The following is an 18,482-nucleotide window of genomic DNA, read 5'->3' on the forward strand; positions in this document are numbered from 1 at the left end:
TTTCTTATCATGAATCGTTGATTTAACAACATTTCCATTGACAAGACGTAGAAAAGAGTCCCGGGTTACTGGGCCACCCTGGTCGTGATGACCGGTGGCCGATTTCCCAGACGACACTTAATCCGCCACCGGTCCGCGTTGCGCTACCCCCACCAATTGGTTGTAGAACTTCGCCATGCTCAGGTCGTAGTACGGCATCACGAAAAGACTAGGCAGACCCCAGAACAGGCCACCCAAGATGAACCAACCGATAAACGACAGGTTCATCACGAATAAGAACGCCTTGTTGCCGTCCATGACCTGCCGCGACCGGGTAATCGCCGCCAACGCGGTAATGGGGTGGCCCTGATCGTAGGCGTCGCGATACAGGTAAAAGGCCTGCGAATACGAAAGGGTCTTAATAATTCCCGGAATCACGAACAAGCAAGTCCACAGGAAAATAAACACGGTCGACCAAATCGCAATAAACAGCCAGCCTAGGAAGTACCGGCCGTTTTCAAAGACTCGCAAACTGCGTTGAACGGGCTGGTCAAGTTCGAGCGTTCCCCGGTCCACGTCGATCATGGTCAGCATGGTGCCGGCGTGGAGCACCGCCCCCACCAACATCAAGAGTCCGGCGAACGAAAACGGACCGGCATAGTCGGTCAGCCGTAGGTTCCCCGTTAAGGCTTCCGTAATCCAGCCCAAGTGGCGGTCGTTGATCTGTGCGCCGACCCAGTACAGGGCCAGCCATAAAATAGATAATAATAGATAGAATTTAAACTGGTCCAGAATCTGGCCTTTCGCCCCGAGTTTTAAATTTTTCCGATCTTGTGATGTCATGGGTCATTCCCCTTTCAGATAGTGCGTCATGCCCCCTAGTATACCGTTTTTCGGCGGCGCCCGGCATCCCCAATCGCGCGTAATCGATGAAAAAAGCGGTGTCATTTGATGAAAGCGGTTGTTGTTCAAAATGAATATTGCTAGAATAATTAGGAATATATCAAATACTGCTACTGCAAATTATTTTAGGGAGTTGTCACCATGTCTAAGAAATTCTGGCGCATCACGGGGCTTGCCATTGTCGCGTTACTGGTCCTCGGTGGCGCCACCGCCTACCACGAACGGCACAACATTCGCCGCTACTTACTGGTTCACCAGCACTACACCAAAAAAGATATTTTGGCGACCAGTCAGATCAAGTTGAACTTACGCCCGGCATTGTCGACCAAGCACACCACCGCCACGAATCGTCTGACGGCCAAGTACCAGAAGCAGCTCAAGGCCTTACCGACCGGGGTGACGCACGCCAAGACCATCGTTAACCCGTACCAGACGTCGCCACTCTCCGGGCTGATTTTAGTCAAGACGCCCCACGCGACTAAGGTCCGGCTAACGGTCCATGGCAACACACCGGCCACCACGATTCACCAAACCGTGAGCGGCTACCGCACGCAACACAGTGTCGGCGTGCTGGGACTGTACGCCAACCGCAATAACCGGGTGACGTTGACCTTTACCACCAAACAGGGCACGGTGACTCGGCACACCTACCGGCTCAAAACGGCCAAGACGCCCCACGGTATTGGGACCAACACACTCAAGACCAGTAAGCCCAAGCAAATGGTCCTAGGCAAGGGCCACACCAAATTGACCTTCGCCGTCAGCAGTCAGGGCTACACCTACGGCCTCGATGCCCGGGGGAAGATTCGCTGGTACAGTTCCCTTAAAATTTCGCACGTCTTTAAGGAGCTCAGCAACCACCACCTGTTGATTCTCACCAAGATTGCCCCGACCGAGCACAAATATAACGCACTTCAGGAGACCGACTTCTACGGTCGAGTCTACCGCCAGTACAACTTTAGCGGCCTTTTCCCAACGCGGCAGGACACCAGCAAGTTGGCCACCAACACGGTGATCCACCACGACGCCATCGAGCTGTCCAACCACAATCTCCTGTTGACCGTGGACGACGGGAGTAAGAAGTTCGTCGAGGACACCATGATTGAGATCGACCGTCAGACCGGGAAGATTCAGAAGGTCATCGATTTAAAACGCCTGCTCCCCGCCTCGGCTTACCGGCAATACACCGGGACCCACCGGCCGGACGGTAAGATCGACTGGTTCCACCAAAACTCGATGACTTACGATCAGAAACGCCACGAACTCGTGGTTTCCGGACGGAACCAAGACATGATTTTCGCCATCAACTACAAGACCACCAAGCTTAAATGGATCTTGGCGGCCCCCGAGAAACTACCTAAGAGCTACCATAAGTACCTCTTGAAACCGACCACCAAGCACTACCGTTACAACGGTGGCCAGCACGCGGGTACCCTGATCCACCAGAACCAACACCAGGGCGACTCGGTCGAACTGGAATTCTACGACAATAACGTTCCCGTGACTCGGGGCAAGACCGCGCAGTCCAAGCAGTGGTCCGCCGGGGAAATCGTGACGATCAACCAGTTGAAACGAACGGTCACCAAGACCTGGGAATTCGGTCAGTCCCTAGGCAAGCGCAACTTCACCAACATCGTCGGCAGTAGTTACGCCGTCGGTAAGGGTAACACCCTGATTGGCTTCGGCTATGCCGACTGGGGAAAGCGCAGTGAATTCGTCGAGGTCAACCGGAAGACGAACCGGGTGGTCTTCGATGTCGACCGCACCCACTTCGCGCACGGCGACTGGAGCTACCGGGCCGAACGGCTATCGCTGTATCCGGGTGAGTCAAACCTGAAATTGACCACCATTAAACCTTAATCCAGCGCCTAAAAGGCCTAGAACGGTCGTGTGCCGTTCTAGGCCTTTTGCGTTACTCTCGATTTAAGTGGTGACCCCCGCCCCAAGACGAAGGTTTACGTGGAATGTTCGTTAATTGCTACTACTGCTCTGGCTCGGCGCTCCGCTGGGTTGGCCACTAGGGCGTTTGCCGCCCATGCCTTTAGGCGCCTTTTTCATCTGCTGTGTCTGTTGGGTCTTGGCCTGTTGTTGGCCCAGCATGTAGCCGGTCCCACCGCCCCCAAAGAAGAGAATAACCCCCGCGACTAATAGGGCGAGCCACTTTTTAGGCCGTTGATTTTGACTTGGTTGCATGGTAAACCACCTTTCTGTTAACTAAGCTGGTTCCCAGTCTAACAAAGCTGGCTTAACGTTGCCCTAAAGTTTCGTTACCGGGGCTTGCAATTCACAGCGGCTCCCCGTATTATAAGAACTATCAAAGCGAGTTTTGATTATAATGTTCGTAATAAGAGGGAGAGACTTTTCTATGCGTAATGTCTATTTTAACCACGATGGTAGCGTCGACGATTTAGTATCACTCTTACTGTTACTGCAAATGCCCGATGTCAACCTGACCGGTGTCGGCGTGGTGGGCGCGGATTCCTACCTGGAACCCGCCGTTTCCGCCAGCCGCAAGATTATCGATCGGTTCGGTCACGGCGCCACGCTTAACGTGGCGGCTTCTAATTCCCGCGGTGTCCACCCCTTCCCTAAGGAATGGCGAATGGATGCCTTTAGCCTCGACGCTCTGCCCATCTTAAACGAAAGCGGCACCGTCAAGACGCCTGTAGCCTCCAAGCCCGCGCACCTGGACCTGATCGACAAGGTCCAGGCCACCACCGGCAAGACCACGCTGGTCATGACCGGTCCCCTGACCGATTTAGCCCGAGCCCTAGAAGTCGACCCGACCATCACCGCTAAGATCGACAAGCTCTACTGGATGGGGGGCACCTTCGACGGTCGTGGCAACGTCGCCGAACCCGAACAGGACGGCACGGTCGAATGGAACGCCTACTGGGATCCCCAGGCCGTCAAGACCGTCTGGGACAGCGACATCGCCATTCAAATGGTCGGCCTGGAAAGTACCCGGCAGGTCCCATTGACGCCCGCCATCCGGCAACACTGGGCCACGTTACGGCAACACCCGGCCCTCGACTTCATCGGCCAAGGCTACGCACTGGTACCCCCGTTGGAACACTTTGAGACGAATTCGACCTACTTCCTGTGGGACGTGTTGACCACGGTCGCCAGCGAGACCCCCGCCATCGTCACCACCAAGGAAGTCACCAGCGACGTGCTGACCACGAGTCCCGGCCAAGGTCGGACCTTTGAGGTCGCAGATGGTCGGCCCCTGACCCTGGTCACCCAGGTGGACCACGATGGGTTCTTCGCTCGGATCGACGCGTTAGCCAAGTTAGCTGACTAACCTTCACAAGCTCCCATTTCGACTTGTGAAAAAATAAGCGAAATGGGTTGCACTTCCCCGATAAGTGGTTTACAATGTTTTTGTGAACTTACTAACAAACTATCGGAGAATTTATGGAGGTTGATGATATGAGCCATCGATTAGACGGAAAAGTTGCCATTGTTACGGGCGGAACTTTAGGAATTGGATTAGCGATTGCTGACAAATTCGTTGAAGAAGGTGCCAAGGTCATGATCACCGGGCGCCACGCCGACGTTGGGGAAAAGGCCGCTAAGGGAATTGGTGGCCCAGACGTGATTCAATTCTTCCAACACGACGCGACCGACGAACAAGGTTGGTTAGACCTCTTTGACGCCACCGAAAAAGCATTTGGCCCCGTTACCACGGTGGTCAACAACGCCGGAATGGCCGTCAACAAGAGTATCGAAAACACCACCACGGAAGAATGGAAGAAACAACTCGCCGTTAACCTGGACGCCGTCTTCTTCGGGACCCGGTTAGGGATTCAACGGATGAAGAACAAACATCTGGGCGCTTCCATCATCAACATGTCCTCCATCGAAGGCTTCATCGGCGATCCAAACTTAGGGGCCTACAACGCTTCTAAGGGGGCCGTGCGGATCATGTCCAAGTCCGCTGCCTTAGACTGTGCCTTAAAGGACTACGACGTGCGGGTCAACACCGTGCACCCCGGCTACATCAAGACGCCGTTAGTTGACGACTTACCAGGTGCCGAAGCAGCCATGTCTGCCCGGACCAAGACGCCAATGGGCCACATCGGTGAACCAAACGATATCGCCTACATCTGTGTCTACCTGGCTTCCAACGAATCCAAGTTCGCCACTGGTGCCGAATTCGTGGTCGATGGTGGTTACACCGCCCAATAATCCACGACCGGTTCCCACTAGTTCATGAGATCATTTTAAATCAAACCACAAATCACCCTCAGACGTGTGCTTGCGTCTGGGGGCTTTTTGTTGGTAGTTAATTATTTGCAAAAAAAAACCGGCATGCTGTCCCCATTTCTGGGGCAACATGCCGGTTAGTCTTAAGCGTATAATTTAGCGACTTGTTCCTGGACTTGCGCGTGACCCAGGAATTCATCGTAACTGGTGTCCGCCCGGTCAACTAAGCCGTTCGGGCCCACCGCGATGATGCGGTCGGCAATCGTTTGGATGAACTCGTGGTCATGCGAGGTGAACAGCATGCTACCCGGGAAAGCCACCAGACTGTCGTTTAACGCGGTGATCGATTCCAGGTCCAAGTGGTTGGTCGGGTCGTCTAAGACCAAGACGTTGGCCTTGCTCAACATCATCTTGGAGAGCATTGCCCGCACCTTTTCACCCCCGGACAAGACGTTGACCGTCCGGGTCACGTCTTCACCGGAGAACAGCATCTTGCCCAGGAAGCCCCGCAGGAAGGTGTTGTCGCTTTCTTCCTTCGCGGCGTATTGCCGTAACCAATCCAGCACCGTCATGTCGTCGGCCGAGAAGAACTCGTTGACGTTCTTGGGCAGGTAGGTCCGACTGGTGGTCTGGCCCCAGGTCACGGTCCCACTATCCGGTTCCAGGTTGCCACCTAAAATCTGCATCAACGTGGTGGTGGTCAAGTCATTTTGACTGACAAACGCGGTCTTTTCGCCGGGCCGTAAGGTAAAGCTCAGGTCGTCGAACAGCGTCACGCCGTCGATGGTCTTGGTCAGGTGTTCCACCCGGACCAGGTCGTTCCCCAATTCGCGCTCGGGCACGAACTTGATGTAGGGGTACTTCCGGGACGACGGTTGGATGTCGTCTAAGGTAATCTTGTCCAGTTGCTTCTTCCGGGACGTAGCTTGCTTAGACTTCGAGGCGTTGGCACTGAACCGGGCGATAAATTCTTGCAGTTCCTTGATTTGGTCGGCCTTCTTAGCGTTGGCGTTGGCCTTTAATTGCGCGGCCAGTTGGCTAGATTCCAACCAGAAGTCGTAGTTCCCGACAAAGACCGTGATCTTGTTGAAGTCAACGTCACACATGTGCGTGCAGACCTGGTTTAGGAAGTGCCGGTCATGGGAAACCACGATGACCGTGTTTTCGTAGTCGGCCAAGAAGTTTTCCAACCAACTGATGGATTGCACGTCCAACCCGTTGGTCGGTTCGTCGAGCAATAACACGTCGGGATGGCCGAACAAAGCCTGACCTAACAAGACTTTCACCTTTTGGGGTTCGGTCAGATCACTCATCAGACTGCTGTGCAGACTGTCGTCGATCCCCAGGTTTTGGAGGAGTTGGGCCGCTTCGGATTCAGCTTCCCAACCGCCCATTTCGCCGAATTCACTTTCCAGTTCGGCGGCGCGAATCCCGTCTTCGTCGTTGAAGTCGGGCTTCAAGTACAGGGCGTTCTTCTCGGTCATGATGTCGTATAGCTTCTGGTGACCGCGGATCACGGTGTCTAAGACCACGCTGTCTTCAAAGGCAAAGTGATCTTGGTTCAAGCTGGACATCCGCTCGTTGGGTCCCATGCTGACCGTTCCCGTCGTGGGTTGTAAGCGGCCTTCCATGATCTTCAAAAGCGTTGATTTACCGGCCCCGTTGGCGCCAATGACCCCGTAGCAGTTACCGGGCGTAAATTTTAAGTTCACGTCGCTGTAAAGCTTGCGACCTGAAAACTGCATACTAACGTTGGAAACAGTGAGCATAGAACAATCCTCCATGGTTTGAATTTTGACAAGAAAAAACAACGCGACGTTTGCGCGTCCACGCTGTTTTTTCTGAAAAGTCGTGGTTAATTTGTGTTAGTTTACCATAAAAAAACCGGTGACGCAACGCTCGCCCCTCGTGAAGGCGGTTTCAGTTCACAAAAGATTAACCCTGCCAATCTTGCCGGGCGGCATACCGTTCCCGGTAGGTCTTGGGCGTCATGTCGAACCGTTGCTTAAAGGTCACGAAGAAGTTCTTCTCCGTCCGAAAGCCCGTCTGGCGCGCAATCTCCTGGATCGACTCTTGCGAGGTCATTAGGAGTTCGGTCGCCCGTTCCAAGCGCACCTGACCCAGATAAGCCTTGGGCGAGATCCCCATGTAAGCCTTGAAATACCGGGAAAAGTACACGCTCGAATAGCTTAGTTTCTCCGCTAGGTCGGCAATGGAGACCGAACTGGCGTAGTTTTCTTGAATCTCGTTGACGGCTTGGCGCAACGGGTGCGGTAAGGGCCGTTGATCATTTAGAATCTGGCCGTTGACCGTCAGATTCTTGATCAACTCCCCTACCAAGCGGTAGGCCATCCCCAGGTCGATCAGATACTGGGACCGTGCCGTCGACTTGACCACGGCGCCTTACCGCGACCTGCAAACGGTGGTCCAGGCGTTGGTCGCCAGTGCGCAGGCTAAGTCGACGGCCTGGTGCCAGTGTGGCAAGACGTTCTTGGGGCCTCCCGTTCCGTGCAAAATTATCCGGAGGGGTAATTCCATCGCAAAATTTAAACGTTCATGATACGGCCGTGGCATCTCAGTTCCCCGTTTCTTTTTCGTGTAACGATCCGCAGACCGTTTACAGCTTCTCTATTTTTCATGAGTCAAAGGTTTCCTGTCATCGACAATAGTATAACGCAGCCGGCCGCTAGGTGGTTAATTTTAGTAATCCAATAAGTAAATTACGGGATTATATAAATGTAACAGTTTGGTTACAATGGGGTCATAAACGTTAAGGGAATTCCAATCGTCACAGTGCTTAAGAATTCTACCGCGTTTACCCATCGCGACCGGAAAACTTGGGGGAGCTTGCCGGCACCACGATGATTTGACTAGTCCGGATACCGCCTTGGGGGAGGCCGGTACCCGGTTTGGTGAATCCTTTCCAACTCACGTTCAGTTCGCTAGCCCGCACCTTGGGGGAGGAACGCGCCAGCCAGCTGAACGCTTAACTGAATCAACAATGGTCATCTGCATAGGGGGAAAATCAGCTAATTCGCATGGTTAGCTGATTTATTTTGGTCAAAACGACAATTAAAGGGGCCCGCACAAACTCGTGCGGGCCCCCTTTTCAGGTTACTTAAGTTAGGACTGTTCCACCGGCCGAGCCGCTTGGGGCCGCCGGAGTAAAAACGCCATCAGGTACGACACAATCAGGAACCCGGCCACCACGATGTACGGGTAGTGGGTGTTCATGTCGAGCAACATCCCCGACATGATGGGACCGGCGATGTTGCCGATGCTGGTCAACGACATGTTTAAGCCGTTGATCAGTCCCTGGTTAGCTTCACTGGCCTTGGTCAGTAACGTGGTAATGGCCGGCCGTAAGAGATCGAACGCCGTGAAGATGATCAGCGTGGCCACCATCACTTCCAGCTTGCTGTGGGCCTGGGTGATCCAGATGGTCGACACGGCCGCTAAAAAGAAGCAGATCCGAATCAACCGCCGTTCCCCCAGCCGACTGACCATGCCATCGAACAACGCGACCTGGAAGAACAGCGAGATCAGCCCGTTCAACGTCAACACCAGCGCGATGTTACTCAGGCTGAAGTTGAAGACTTCGTTGACGTAGATGCTGTAGATGCTTTCGAAGCCCTGCAGGCCAAACGACGAGACCAGGATCATGGTAAACAAAATAATGATGGGCACCGTCCAAAACGCCCGACTCATCGGGTGACTGGTGGGTGCCGTGGTGGTCGCCATGGCCACCGGTTGTTCGTGTTCGGCGTCGTTAGGCAGTAAGGTGATCAAGACCACCGCACTCAACAACCCCAATGCCCCGGCGACCCAAAACGGCGTCTTGTAGCTGACACCGGCCAGGATACCGCCGATCCCGGGGCCCAAGATCAGGCCCCCACTAAAGGCGGCGGACAGCCAGCCAATCACCCGTGCCCGTTGTTGCTTGGTGGTGATGTCGGCGGCTAACGCCATGGCGGTCGGCACCACCATCGCGGCGGACAGGCCCCCGATGACCCGCGAAATGTTGAAGACCCACAAGTGATTGGTCAGCGCGAACAATACTTCGGAGACCATGTAGAGGAACAACCCGGCCGTTAAGACCGGCTTACGGCCGATGCGGTCGGACAACCGCCCAATCAACGGGGAAGCCACGAACTGCGCGAAGGCAAACAGGGCGTTCATAATCCCCATATCGGTGGCACTCAGATGCAGTTGCGTTTTAATAAACGGCATCACCGGTATCACTAAACTAATCCCTAAACACACTAGGAATTCACTAAAAATTAAAATAAAAATGGCCCGTTTCGTCTTCTTCGTCACGTGGCTCCACCCCTTTTCGGCAAAATTTAGAACAATATTGCTATTCTACAGGGTTTAATATTAATTGTCTAATAATAAGCTTACTTAACAAACTAGTGACGAAGCGCACCGGAAGCCGGTATTTCCCCTTTGCCCCCCTACCGGAGCTGAGCGGCGAGCTGGGCGTAATCCGCCGCAAAAAAACTGTCCTTGACGTAGACCAAGTCCAAGTCGTGTTCCAAGCGTCCGGAAGCCAGGGGCAGTTCGACCAGTTGGCCCGCGGCGAGTTCGGCCTGGACCACGGACCGGTAGACAAAGCTGACTCCCACGTTGGCTAATAACAGTTGGCGAATCGCCGCCGGGTGGTTGACCGTGATGACCTGGGGAAAGTCCGCCAGGCTGACGTTGGCGGCCTGCGCCAGGTGCAGCAAGATGTCCCGGCTACCCGACCCGCCTTCCCGGATAATCAGCGGGTAATTGGTCAGGTCGGCCCAGGTCACCCGCGTCAATTGGGCCAGCGGCGACGCGGCCCCCACGATACCCACGAAGGGTTCGTGGCGAATCACCTGGTAGTCGAAGGCGTGCTTTTCAAAGTTTCCTTCAATTAACGCAAAGTCGCTGGTTCCCGTTTGGAGGGCCCGTAACGCCGCTTGTGTGTTCGTAATCTGACAGTTGATTTGGCGATAGTGCCCTTCCCGTTGCAGCACGCGCACCAACTGGGGCGCTAAGAATTCACTGATGGACAGGGTGGTGCTAAAGGTCAGTTGTCGTTGCTGCCCCGGTTGGCGTAAGTCGTTAAGTAACTTGGTCGACTGGGCCTGGGTCCGCTGGATGAACGCGGCCAGCTGTTGACCGGCCGGCGTGATGGTCAGATACGGCCGCTGGTAATGGACCAACGGCACCCCGACTTCGGTTTCTAAGCTCTTGATTTGTTGGGAAACGGCCGGCTGGGTGATAAACAATTCCTCGGCCGTGCGAGTATAGGATTTCGTGGCGACCAGGACCTGAAAGGTTTGATAGCGTTGATCGAGCATATGAAAGCACCTCATCATTAGCTAGATTTATGGAAACATCAGAAATAACAATTTTATCTTATGATACCACTCCGGTATACTCAATTTATCGATTTGAGAGGAGAAAATTGCTGATGTTAGAAATTCGAACGACCTTAGCGTCCCGACCATTCTGGGGGGCCGCCGTGCTCACGTTGATCTGTGCCGTGGCTGGTAGCGAACTGGCCCAACTACCCTACCTCAACCTAGTGGGGGCCCTGGTCATCGCCCTACTCTTGGGGATGGCGTGTCAGGTTCGGCCCCAATTGGTGGCCCCGAACCTGGCCGGAGTCGGCTTCATTTCCAATAAGTTCTTGCGTTTAGGCATTATTTTATTAGGCTTCAAATTGAACTTAATTCAACTGGCCAGCGCCGGGGTCAAGACCATCACCTTGGCCGCCGTCGTGGTCACCGGGATGATCTTACTGACCTACAACCTGAGCCGGAAGATGGGGGTCGAAAAAGACCTGGCCATCTTGACGGCCACCGGGACCAGCATCTGTGGGGCCGCCGCCGTCATGGGCGTGTCGCCGCAGATCAAGGTGCCCGCCGAAAAGGCCGAACAACAACGGGAAAACGAAGTCCTGGCCGTGGCCATCGTGGCCATCTTGGGGACCGTCTTTACCTTGATTGAAATCGGCTTAAAGCCCCTCTTGCACCTGACCGCCGTTCAATTCGGGGTCATGACCGGGGGCTCACTACATGAAATCGCCCACGCGGTCGCCGCCGGGAGCGCTGGTGGTCCGGTCAGTCTGGACACCGCCATCATCACCAAGTTATCCCGGGTGCTCCTGTTAGCCCCGGCCGCCGTGATCATCGGTCTGTGGTACCAAAAGACGACGCCGCAAGCCAACACGGACGCCAATGCTAAGCTACCGATTCCTTGGTTCATGGCCGGCTTCATCCTGACCAGTGTCATCGGTACCTTTATTCCCTTGGGGGACGCTGTCGTCGCTGGACTGGTCAAGTTGGCCTACATCTTCTTGGGGATGGCCATGGCCGCCCTGGGGATGAGCGTGAACTTCAAGGTCATCGCCCACCGCGGTAGTCGCCCATTCTTAGCCGCCACCTTAGCTTCCGTAGTCTTAATGACCTGCGTCACGATTGCCAGCAAGCTGTTCTTCTAATAACCACGTTTTGAAAAGCGCGACCCGCCCACTGCGGATCGCGCTTTTTTTGATTACCTTAACTGATGCAACTGTTTCTTCTGGTCTTTGGTAAACAGGTAAACGGCTAACAGGCCCAACCCGACCGTGACCAGCCACGACCGTGGGGCTAAGGCCAATTGGACCACGCCCGACCAGCCGGTGGCGAGCCAGCTGACTAGGAACTGACCCACCCAGAAAAACACTAACAAGCGGCTCGTTTGGCCCGCCACGCGCCACCTTAACGCCCGTAATCGCTGGGCGTAATGAGCAGTGTCGACCTCTTCGACGGCTAATTTTAGCCGATTGATGGCCCGGCTCAACCACCATTCGACCAGCAAGATCAACAGCAGATTACTGCCGATCAGTCCCCCTAAAACCAACGTCGTTGAAAACCGCAACGTGGCAAGTAACGCCACCAGGTTCGACAGTAACAAGTACCCCCATAAAACCTGAAAGGTGCGGTTGCCTAGCCGATTGAGTTCGGCCACCCGATACTCGTCTAACACGCCGTGAATGTGGTAAAAATGCTGCAATGCCCATAGATAACCCTGAGTCATAACCTGCTCCTCCCGTCGATTGTTATTTACACTGGTCGCCCGTACCGCTCACTCGACAATCTTCAAGTGTAACCGCCAAACCACGTACATCCAGACGCCAAAGAATACGCCCCCACTTAAACCGGTGCCGTAGAAACCGGGTGAGGTGAAGGTCGCCACTAGGCTGGTCCCGTCAAACCACCAATCCAGTAAGCTTTGCGTCAGCAACGTGATTCCGAAAAAGTAGAGGCCCGCGCCCAAGGCCCGCCAGCGCAACCGCTTTACCCGCTGGGGCAACTCGGCCGCCGTAATCTCGACGTCATCCAATTTAAGTTTCCGTAAGACCCCGATCAGCACGCCAATCACGATGGCCACGACCACTAAATTGGCAAAGATGGCGACGGTCAGAACCTGCTCGGCGGGCACCTTCACCAAGGCAACCATGAGGGCCAAATCGCCCAATAGTAGGTACCCCATGAGCCACAGAAACATCACGTTGCCTAAATGATTGATCTTTTGTAATTTGTACTCGTCCAACACGCCGTCGATGCCGTAAAAACGCTTGACCAGCCGGACATATAAACTCGGTTTCCCCATACGTCATTCCTCCCAGAATAAACTGTTTAAATCCGTCCCCAGGGCTTTAGCGATGCCTAGGCACAATTTGAGTGACGGATTATACTTCCCATTTTCGATCAAATTAATGGTTTGTCGCGCGACCCCCACGGTCTGCGCAAGCTTCAACTGCGACAATCCCCGTTGTTGTCGATAGTCTTTAACGTGGTTCATGGCCCGCCACCTTTCGAAATGTCACTTATAATTGACACCTTTAGTTTACCCGTGGCTCCAACCCGTGTCAACTATATATGACACCGACTTGCAAAAAAAAGAGCCACCCAGGGCAGCTCAATCCGTAATCGTTAAGTGGGTCCGCCAGGTCTGATAGGCGTCGATTGCGACTAATCCCGCGACCACGACACTGAGCCCTAGCGTCGCCCGCCAGTCCCCGACCGGTAACATGGTTCCCCAGAGCACCAGAGCCAGACCCCCGCCTAACCCCAAAGCCCGGCGCCGTAATCGCCGCACCCGGGCCGGGTAATCGCGCCGGGTCGTTCGCAATTCCCGAAAGCCCAGTTGATGAGTAAGGTGCCGAAGCCAAAGACATAGCCCACTGATCACTAGCCACACGACCACTAGCGTCCAGCTACTAATCTCTCGCGACCCCGCCGTCAGTCCTAGGGTGCTCAGCCCTAATGCCCCTAAGAGTAGGACCAGAACATTACTGGTCGCCCGATTAAACTGGGCGACCTTCGTGGGGTCAAAGTGTTCGTCCTCGACCCCGTTAAAATACCTGATCAAAATCATCGTTAAATTAAGCTGACGCATTAAAACTCCCCATTTGCTTAGATTTAAGGTTCCCTGTCCACTAACCAGGATAACAATCGACGTAATTGGTGTCTAGATTTACTGTTGATTAACCATTAGACCGCCCAGTACCCCTAACACCACCAGTAACAATGCATAACTGCCCGCAACGACCCACCGCTCACGGTGGCGTAAACGTTGTTGCCACAAGGTCGCGACGTCCTGACCGGCGAAGTAGCCCAGGATTTCTCGATAGTGTTGCCGGTCACTGCGATGGGCGCGGCCGTCCAAATGCCACACTAACCCCATCACACCCAGCCAGAGACTTAGTGGCACCCCGAGCACCCACGGCCAGTGACGCCACACTAACAAGACCGGAACCCATGAGAACCCAAAAAACAGACTCAACGCGAGTAATAGATCCGTGTCCCGGTGGGGATTTTTGCCGTGCAGCTCCTGCCGCATCCGGCCGAGATCCGCCTGTACCAACCGGCGGACCGGGACGTTGAGGATCCGACTCAAGCCTAATATGGCTTGTAGACTGGGATAGTGAATCCCCGCTTCCCAAGTCGCCACCAAGGTCGGTGGGACCCGTAATTTTTCCGCCAGTTGGGCCACCGAATAACCCCGAAACTGACGAATCTGTGTGAGTTGTCGTGGTAATTCCATGAGACCTCCCCTGAACCATTAACCGTCAACGCTTTAGTCCAGGATACCAAGTCTTTCACATTTCTCCAACCAAAAACAGCTCCGATTATCCAGGCTTACGACGGCTTAACCACTCGCGGAATTGGTGACTAAGCCGTTAGTCGGTTGAATGGATCATCACCTTTTGTTAGCGGTTTCATAAAGATTGATAATTTGTTATAATAAATTATCAGATTGAGAATTGAGAGGTGTCCCATGACTAAAAAGCTCGCCGCCGTCTTGGCCGGTACCGGGGCCATTTTCTTCGGCATTAGCGGTATACTCTCCAGCATCTTGTTTGCCCGCATCGCCGTTTCGCCGGGCTGGCTGGTATCCGCCCGCATGTTTTTCTCCGGCTTGCTCCTACTCGCCTACCTGCTGGTGACCAAGCAACCCATCTTTAAAATCTGGCGATCGTGGCGCTCGGCCGGCCTGGTCATCGCTTTCGGGGTCCTGGGCGTGTGCTTTGCCCAATCGACCTTCCTGCTGTCGCTCTACTACGGCAACGCGGCGGTGGCCACGATTCTCCAATCGCTAGGCCCCGCCATCCTGATTCTCCTGGTCGCGCTGGCCACCCGACGCCTGCCCCGGTGGCTCGACATTGGCGCAGTCCTGCTCTCGTTGGTGGGCATCCTATTGTTGGTGACCGGGGGTAAACTCACATCCCTAGTGGTGCCCACGCCGGCCTTCGTCTGGGGGGTGGCGTCGGCTTTCGGTATCGTCGCCTACACACTGATCCCCTGCCCGCTGCTGAAACACAACCATTCCCTGGTGGTCACCGGTTGGGGCCTGTTCATCGGTGGGGTTGCCGCCAACTTTTTGACGCCCCTCACCACCATCCCCGCCGGTTTCGACGGTCTGGACTTTCTCCTGGTCGCGGGCATCGTGGTGGTAGGCACCCTACTGGCCTACGCCTTTTACGTGGAAAGTTTAAACGCCCTGGACCCGGCCGTCGTCAGCATGTTGGGGACCCTCGAACCCTTGACCGCCACTGTCTTATCCGTACTGTGCCTGAACGTGTCCTTTTGCCCGGTCCAATTCGTGGGTATCGTGCTCACCATTGTCGCTATTCTCCTCATCAATCTTCCCCAGTCCGTCCCCAATTTGCATTGACAGTTCTCCCTAACCAGTTTAATGTCTTAATTAATCGGATTAGGGGGTATTCAGCATGCTTAACACATTAGCAACCTTTTACTTGTTTGACAGCCTTTACTACGTTGCCGTTTTCTTGGTCCAAATCGCCATCATCGTCGGCCTAGTCGTACTGGTTCGCAAACTATTTAAACGCAAATAAATTTTTCGCCAAAAAGCGCCCAGGAGAAAATCCTGAGCGCTTTAATAGCTAGTTGACTAACCGTTAACGAAGGCCTTCCGGTCCCACGATAGCGTTGGCGTACAGCCACCGGCAAAACGTTTCCGCGTCGGCGTTCCGGTAGAAGTCGTGACGGACCCGTCGGAAAGCCGCCTGTTGGTCATCCGCCACTAACAACAGGCCCGCACCCCGTTTTGCCAACACCTGATTGCCGACGAGTAGGGCCGTTTCCAAATTGCCATCGCTAAACAGTTGCTTGTGCAACACGTAGGCCACCGCTTGCAGCGCCCGGTCGGTGTAGTCACTGTGATCAAGCCGTAAATCCAACAAATCCTTTTGGACGGCGGCTTGTTCGGGTAGCGGTAGTTTGACCGTCTGGTCGCCCCGGGTCACCACGGGCATCTTCCGCAGTTCCCCGCCGCCTAGCCCGACGCCGGCGGTCACCAGGTCGTTGATGTGGCTAAACGTCAAAAGCTCAAACCCCTCCGGCGAGCCGGTAATGAAGGCCACGGCCGTTCGTAGGTTCAAGAGGCGCTGTACCGTGGCGTCGTTGAGCTTACGATTGGTCACCGTGCCCTTCAGGAAGGCGTTGATTTGGTTAAACGGCGTCTCGGAATCCGTTAACCGCAAGAGTGACGTCACCAAACTCACTTGGTTTCGAATCAATAACTGCTGCTGATCAAACTGGCTGATATGATAATGCCCCTGCGGGTAACTGGCTTTTGCATCCATGAACCAGACCGTCCTTTCCGTTCGCGATTAACTGACCTGAACCCAAGACCCTTTCTTGTGAGTTCTTATTATTTCTATTATATCTTAAGAACCTTACCCGGACGCTAAAACAGCCTATAACCGACGAAATTCTGACGGTTACAAGCTGTTTTTTAACGTTATTGGTTGAGAAAATGCGTGAGTCGCAATGGCCGTTAACCCCTGAATAGAATTGGAATTGGGGGCGTTTCGCTGCTAGACTAGCGCCATCTGCGGCCTCCAAAACGTGCTTATCAGGGGCAACAGGTTCCGCTTAACCCCATTTTAGCAATTAGCCAAGCCCGGGCTTTCGCCCTTAGATTGGCGCCACCTGCAGCCGCCGAAACGTGCTTACAAGGAACAACCGGCTCCGCTTAACCCCATAACGGAAATTTGACGGGGTCAGGCTTTCCCCCTTAGACTAGCGCCATCTGCGGCCTCCGAAACGTGCTTATCAGGGGCAACGGGTTCCGCTTAACCCCATTTTAGCAATTAGCCAAGCCCGGGCTAATCACTAAAATGACGTTAATGCTCGCCCGCTGACCGCCCCTGAACGCACTCTGCTACATCTTCATTCCCATCTTATCATACGAACTCATCCCCGCGAGATGGAGGTCCTTGACGTCGATGCCCCGTTCCTTCGCGAACGCGTTCATCAGCGTATCCATATCCATCAGCTTGTACGTCTTCGGGTGGGCTGGATCATAAGCCTCAATCTGCGCCATCATCCCACCATCTTCGTGTTCAATGATGTGGCAGTGGTACATGAAGACCCCGGGCTTTTCAAACCGTACCTTGATGCGGACCGTTTCACCCGGATTGACCCCGACCGTGTCCTTATAGCCCCGTTCGTTCGGGTACGGCGCCTTGCCGTTGCGGGAGACCACCAAGAATTGCGTGCCGTGCATGTGGAACGGGTGAACCATCCCACTATCGGTCTTGTTATTGTTCTTGATGTCCCAAAGCTCAACGTTACCGACCTGTTGTCGCGCATCAATCCGTTGCATGTTGAACTTCTTCCCGTCGATCATCACGTATTCGTCCATGCCGTCCATGACGACCTTCCGGACGGGCGTGTTTGGCGTCACTTCCGGGTCGGGAATGTCGACCAGGTGGTCCGGCAACGTCACGTCTTCGCGTTGGTAGTCGTGAATCCGGAACTTGACCAGCGGGGTGTCGTCGGAGTACAACGTGACCGTTTCGCCCGGCTTGACGCTGCCGAAGTCCACGATGATTTCGGCCCGTTCGGCACAGGTCAACATCAGGTGGGTGAATTTAACGGGTTCGGGCATCACGCCACCATCGGACGCCACCTGGGTAAACGGTAAGTCGTTGCTAAAATGCAACCGCCATTCCCGCCGGTTCGCGCCGTCCAGAATCCGGAGCCGTAACCGTTGCGTGGTCACGTCAAAGTACGGGTTGATGGTCCCGTTGATCATCGCCGTGGGACCCTGAACGCCATCGGGATCGTAATCTTGATTATAATCCCACTGGTTATCTTCGTGGAACCGCCGATCCTGTAAAACCAACGGAATGTCATCGACCCCGTAGTTCCGTGGGAACGGCAACTTTGCTTCTTGGTCGTCGGTGACCAGTACCATGCCGGCCAGACCGTGCCAAACCTGTTCGGCCGTCGATGGGCACGGGTGGGCGTGGAGCCACAGCGTCGCGGCGGGTTGGTCGACCGTGAAGTCGATGTGCTTGGTCTCTCCCGGATAAACGGGAGCGTGGCACCCACCATCGGTGTACGGGCCCGGTACGTTTAACCCGTGCCAGTGGAACGTGGTGAGTTCCTTTAAACTGTTCTTCAAATCAATATGCATGGTCTTCCCCTTGGCAAATACCAGGGTCTGACTCAAAAGGGTCGTGTTGTACCCCCAAGTCTTGGTCTTCTTACCGGGCAACAATTGCGTTTCGCCGGCTTGGGCCTCGACCGTGTAATAAGTATCCGTCGCCGTTTCCTTATCGGGTTTTAACAACGGTGGAATCCGTAACGCCATCTCGGGTGCATCGGCGACCTCCAGCGGCACGTAGCCCCCATCGTGGGTGTTGTACGCTGGTTCGTCAAAGAAATAATCGGTATAAATTGGTTTAGTCATGTGGTTCTAGACGCCCCTTCCTCAGATCTATTGACTCGTGTTCCTCCTTTATGATAACGCAATTTCGAAACGGCGGTGTAAACGTTTTTTTATGCGAGCGGTTTCCCCGCCAATCAAAAAAGTCCGACAATGTAGTCGGACTTTCC

At 54.5% G+C, this 18,482-nt stretch carries 19 protein-coding genes; 6 read left to right on the plus strand and 13 right to left on the minus strand.

What is annotated here, in order from left to right; translation table 11 throughout:
* Positions 1-117 precede the first annotated feature (117 nt).
* On the minus strand, positions 118-822 hold the full coding sequence (locus FD38_RS09635) for a DUF975 family protein (protein ID WP_057733671.1): 705 nt from the start codon (positions 820-822) through the stop codon (positions 118-120).
* A gap of 201 nt (positions 823-1,023) precedes the next feature.
* On the opposite strand from FD38_RS09635, the gene FD38_RS09640 reads away from it, so the two are divergent.
* On the plus strand, positions 1,024-2,742 hold the full coding sequence (locus FD38_RS09640; RefSeq protein ID WP_057733673.1) for an aryl-sulfate sulfotransferase: 1,719 nt from the start codon (positions 1,024-1,026) through the stop codon (positions 2,740-2,742).
* Positions 2,743-2,853: 111 nt separating this feature from the next.
* On the opposite strand, the gene FD38_RS09645 is transcribed toward FD38_RS09640, so the two are convergent.
* The gene (locus FD38_RS09645; protein WP_057733675.1) at positions 2,854-3,075 is read right to left on the minus strand and encodes a hypothetical protein; all 222 of its coding nucleotides are present in this window, start codon (positions 3,073-3,075) and stop codon (positions 2,854-2,856) included.
* Positions 3,076-3,247: 172 nt separating this feature from the next.
* Between FD38_RS09645 and FD38_RS09650 the strand changes: the two genes are divergently transcribed.
* Together FD38_RS09650 and FD38_RS09655 are read left to right on the plus strand one after the other, a co-directional pair.
* On the plus strand, positions 3,248-4,186 hold the full coding sequence (locus FD38_RS09650) for a nucleoside hydrolase (protein ID WP_057733678.1): 939 nt from the start codon (positions 3,248-3,250) through the stop codon (positions 4,184-4,186).
* A 128-nt stretch (positions 4,187-4,314) separates the two neighbouring features.
* On the plus strand, positions 4,315-5,073 hold the full coding sequence (locus FD38_RS09655) for an NADP-dependent (R)-specific alcohol dehydrogenase (protein ID WP_057733680.1): 759 nt from the start codon (positions 4,315-4,317) through the stop codon (positions 5,071-5,073).
* A gap of 161 nt (positions 5,074-5,234) precedes the next feature.
* Here the strand turns inward: FD38_RS09655 and FD38_RS09660 are convergent, their stop codons facing one another.
* The 4 genes from FD38_RS09660 to FD38_RS09675 all read right to left on the minus strand — a co-directional run bounded on the left by FD38_RS09660 (position 5,235) and on the right by FD38_RS09675 (position 10,421).
* Positions 5,235-6,860: an ABC-F family ATP-binding cassette domain-containing protein gene (locus tag FD38_RS09660; RefSeq protein ID WP_057733682.1), complete on the minus strand. Its 1,626-nt coding sequence runs from the start codon at positions 6,858-6,860 to the stop codon at positions 5,235-5,237.
* A 166-nt stretch (positions 6,861-7,026) separates the two neighbouring features.
* Entirely contained in the window at positions 7,027-7,488 is a 462-nt protein-coding gene (locus FD38_RS09665; RefSeq protein ID WP_225430786.1) for a helix-turn-helix domain-containing protein, read from the minus strand.
* A gap of 726 nt (positions 7,489-8,214) precedes the next feature.
* Positions 8,215-9,408, minus strand: a complete 1,194-nt coding sequence (locus FD38_RS09670; RefSeq protein WP_057733684.1) for an MFS transporter — start codon at positions 9,406-9,408, stop codon at positions 8,215-8,217.
* A gap of 137 nt (positions 9,409-9,545) precedes the next feature.
* The gene (locus FD38_RS09675) at positions 9,546-10,421 is read right to left on the minus strand and encodes a LysR family transcriptional regulator (protein ID WP_057733686.1); all 876 of its coding nucleotides are present in this window, start codon (positions 10,419-10,421) and stop codon (positions 9,546-9,548) included.
* 113 nt (positions 10,422-10,534) lie between these two features.
* Here FD38_RS09675 and FD38_RS09680 point away from each other — a divergent pair, with 113 nt between their 5' ends.
* Entirely contained in the window at positions 10,535-11,566 is a 1,032-nt protein-coding gene (locus FD38_RS09680; RefSeq protein ID WP_057733688.1) for a YeiH family protein, read from the plus strand.
* Between the two features lie 53 nt (positions 11,567-11,619).
* Here the strand turns inward: FD38_RS09680 and FD38_RS09685 are convergent, their stop codons facing one another.
* The 5 genes from FD38_RS09685 to FD38_RS09705 all read right to left on the minus strand — a co-directional run bounded on the left by FD38_RS09685 (position 11,620) and on the right by FD38_RS09705 (position 14,157).
* Positions 11,620-12,144, minus strand: coding sequence for a DUF3278 domain-containing protein (locus tag FD38_RS09685; RefSeq protein ID WP_057733690.1), 525 nt, complete (start codon positions 12,142-12,144; stop codon positions 11,620-11,622).
* A gap of 48 nt (positions 12,145-12,192) precedes the next feature.
* Positions 12,193-12,720, minus strand: a complete 528-nt coding sequence (locus tag FD38_RS09690; RefSeq protein WP_057733692.1) for a DUF3278 domain-containing protein — start codon at positions 12,718-12,720, stop codon at positions 12,193-12,195.
* A 3-nt stretch (positions 12,721-12,723) separates the two neighbouring features.
* Positions 12,724-12,912 carry a helix-turn-helix transcriptional regulator gene (locus FD38_RS09695; RefSeq protein ID WP_057733694.1) on the minus strand — a complete coding sequence of 63 codons (189 nt, stop codon included), beginning with the start codon at positions 12,910-12,912 and terminating at the stop codon, positions 12,724-12,726.
* 117 nt (positions 12,913-13,029) lie between these two features.
* Entirely contained in the window at positions 13,030-13,509 is a 480-nt protein-coding gene (locus FD38_RS09700) for a hypothetical protein (RefSeq protein WP_057733697.1), read from the minus strand.
* Between the two features lie 78 nt (positions 13,510-13,587).
* Positions 13,588-14,157, minus strand: a complete 570-nt coding sequence (locus FD38_RS09705) for a helix-turn-helix transcriptional regulator (protein ID WP_057733699.1) — start codon at positions 14,155-14,157, stop codon at positions 13,588-13,590.
* 234 nt (positions 14,158-14,391) lie between these two features.
* Between FD38_RS09705 and FD38_RS09710 the strand changes: the two genes are divergently transcribed.
* Entirely contained in the window at positions 14,392-15,288 is an 897-nt protein-coding gene (locus FD38_RS09710) for a DMT family transporter (protein WP_057733701.1), read from the plus strand.
* A gap of 55 nt (positions 15,289-15,343) precedes the next feature.
* A complete protein-coding gene (locus FD38_RS13095) occupies positions 15,344-15,469 on the plus strand; it encodes a hypothetical protein (protein WP_263862344.1) in 126 nt (41 codons plus the stop codon).
* 63 nt (positions 15,470-15,532) lie between these two features.
* Here the strand turns inward: FD38_RS13095 and FD38_RS09715 are convergent, their stop codons facing one another.
* Both FD38_RS09715 and FD38_RS09720 read right to left on the minus strand, forming a co-directional pair.
* Positions 15,533-16,219: a hypothetical protein gene (locus tag FD38_RS09715; RefSeq protein WP_057733703.1), complete on the minus strand. Its 687-nt coding sequence runs from the start codon at positions 16,217-16,219 to the stop codon at positions 15,533-15,535.
* A 581-nt stretch (positions 16,220-16,800) separates the two neighbouring features.
* Complete coding sequence (locus tag FD38_RS09720) at positions 16,801-18,336, minus strand: multicopper oxidase family protein (protein WP_057733705.1); 1,536 nt, start codon at positions 18,334-18,336, stop codon at positions 16,801-16,803.
* Positions 18,337-18,482 lie beyond the last annotated feature (146 nt).

Origin of the sequence: Levilactobacillus zymae DSM 19395 (genome assembly GCF_001434115.1) — a bacterium.
In the GTDB taxonomy this organism is placed as follows: Bacteria; Bacillota; Bacilli; order Lactobacillales; family Lactobacillaceae; genus Levilactobacillus; species Levilactobacillus zymae.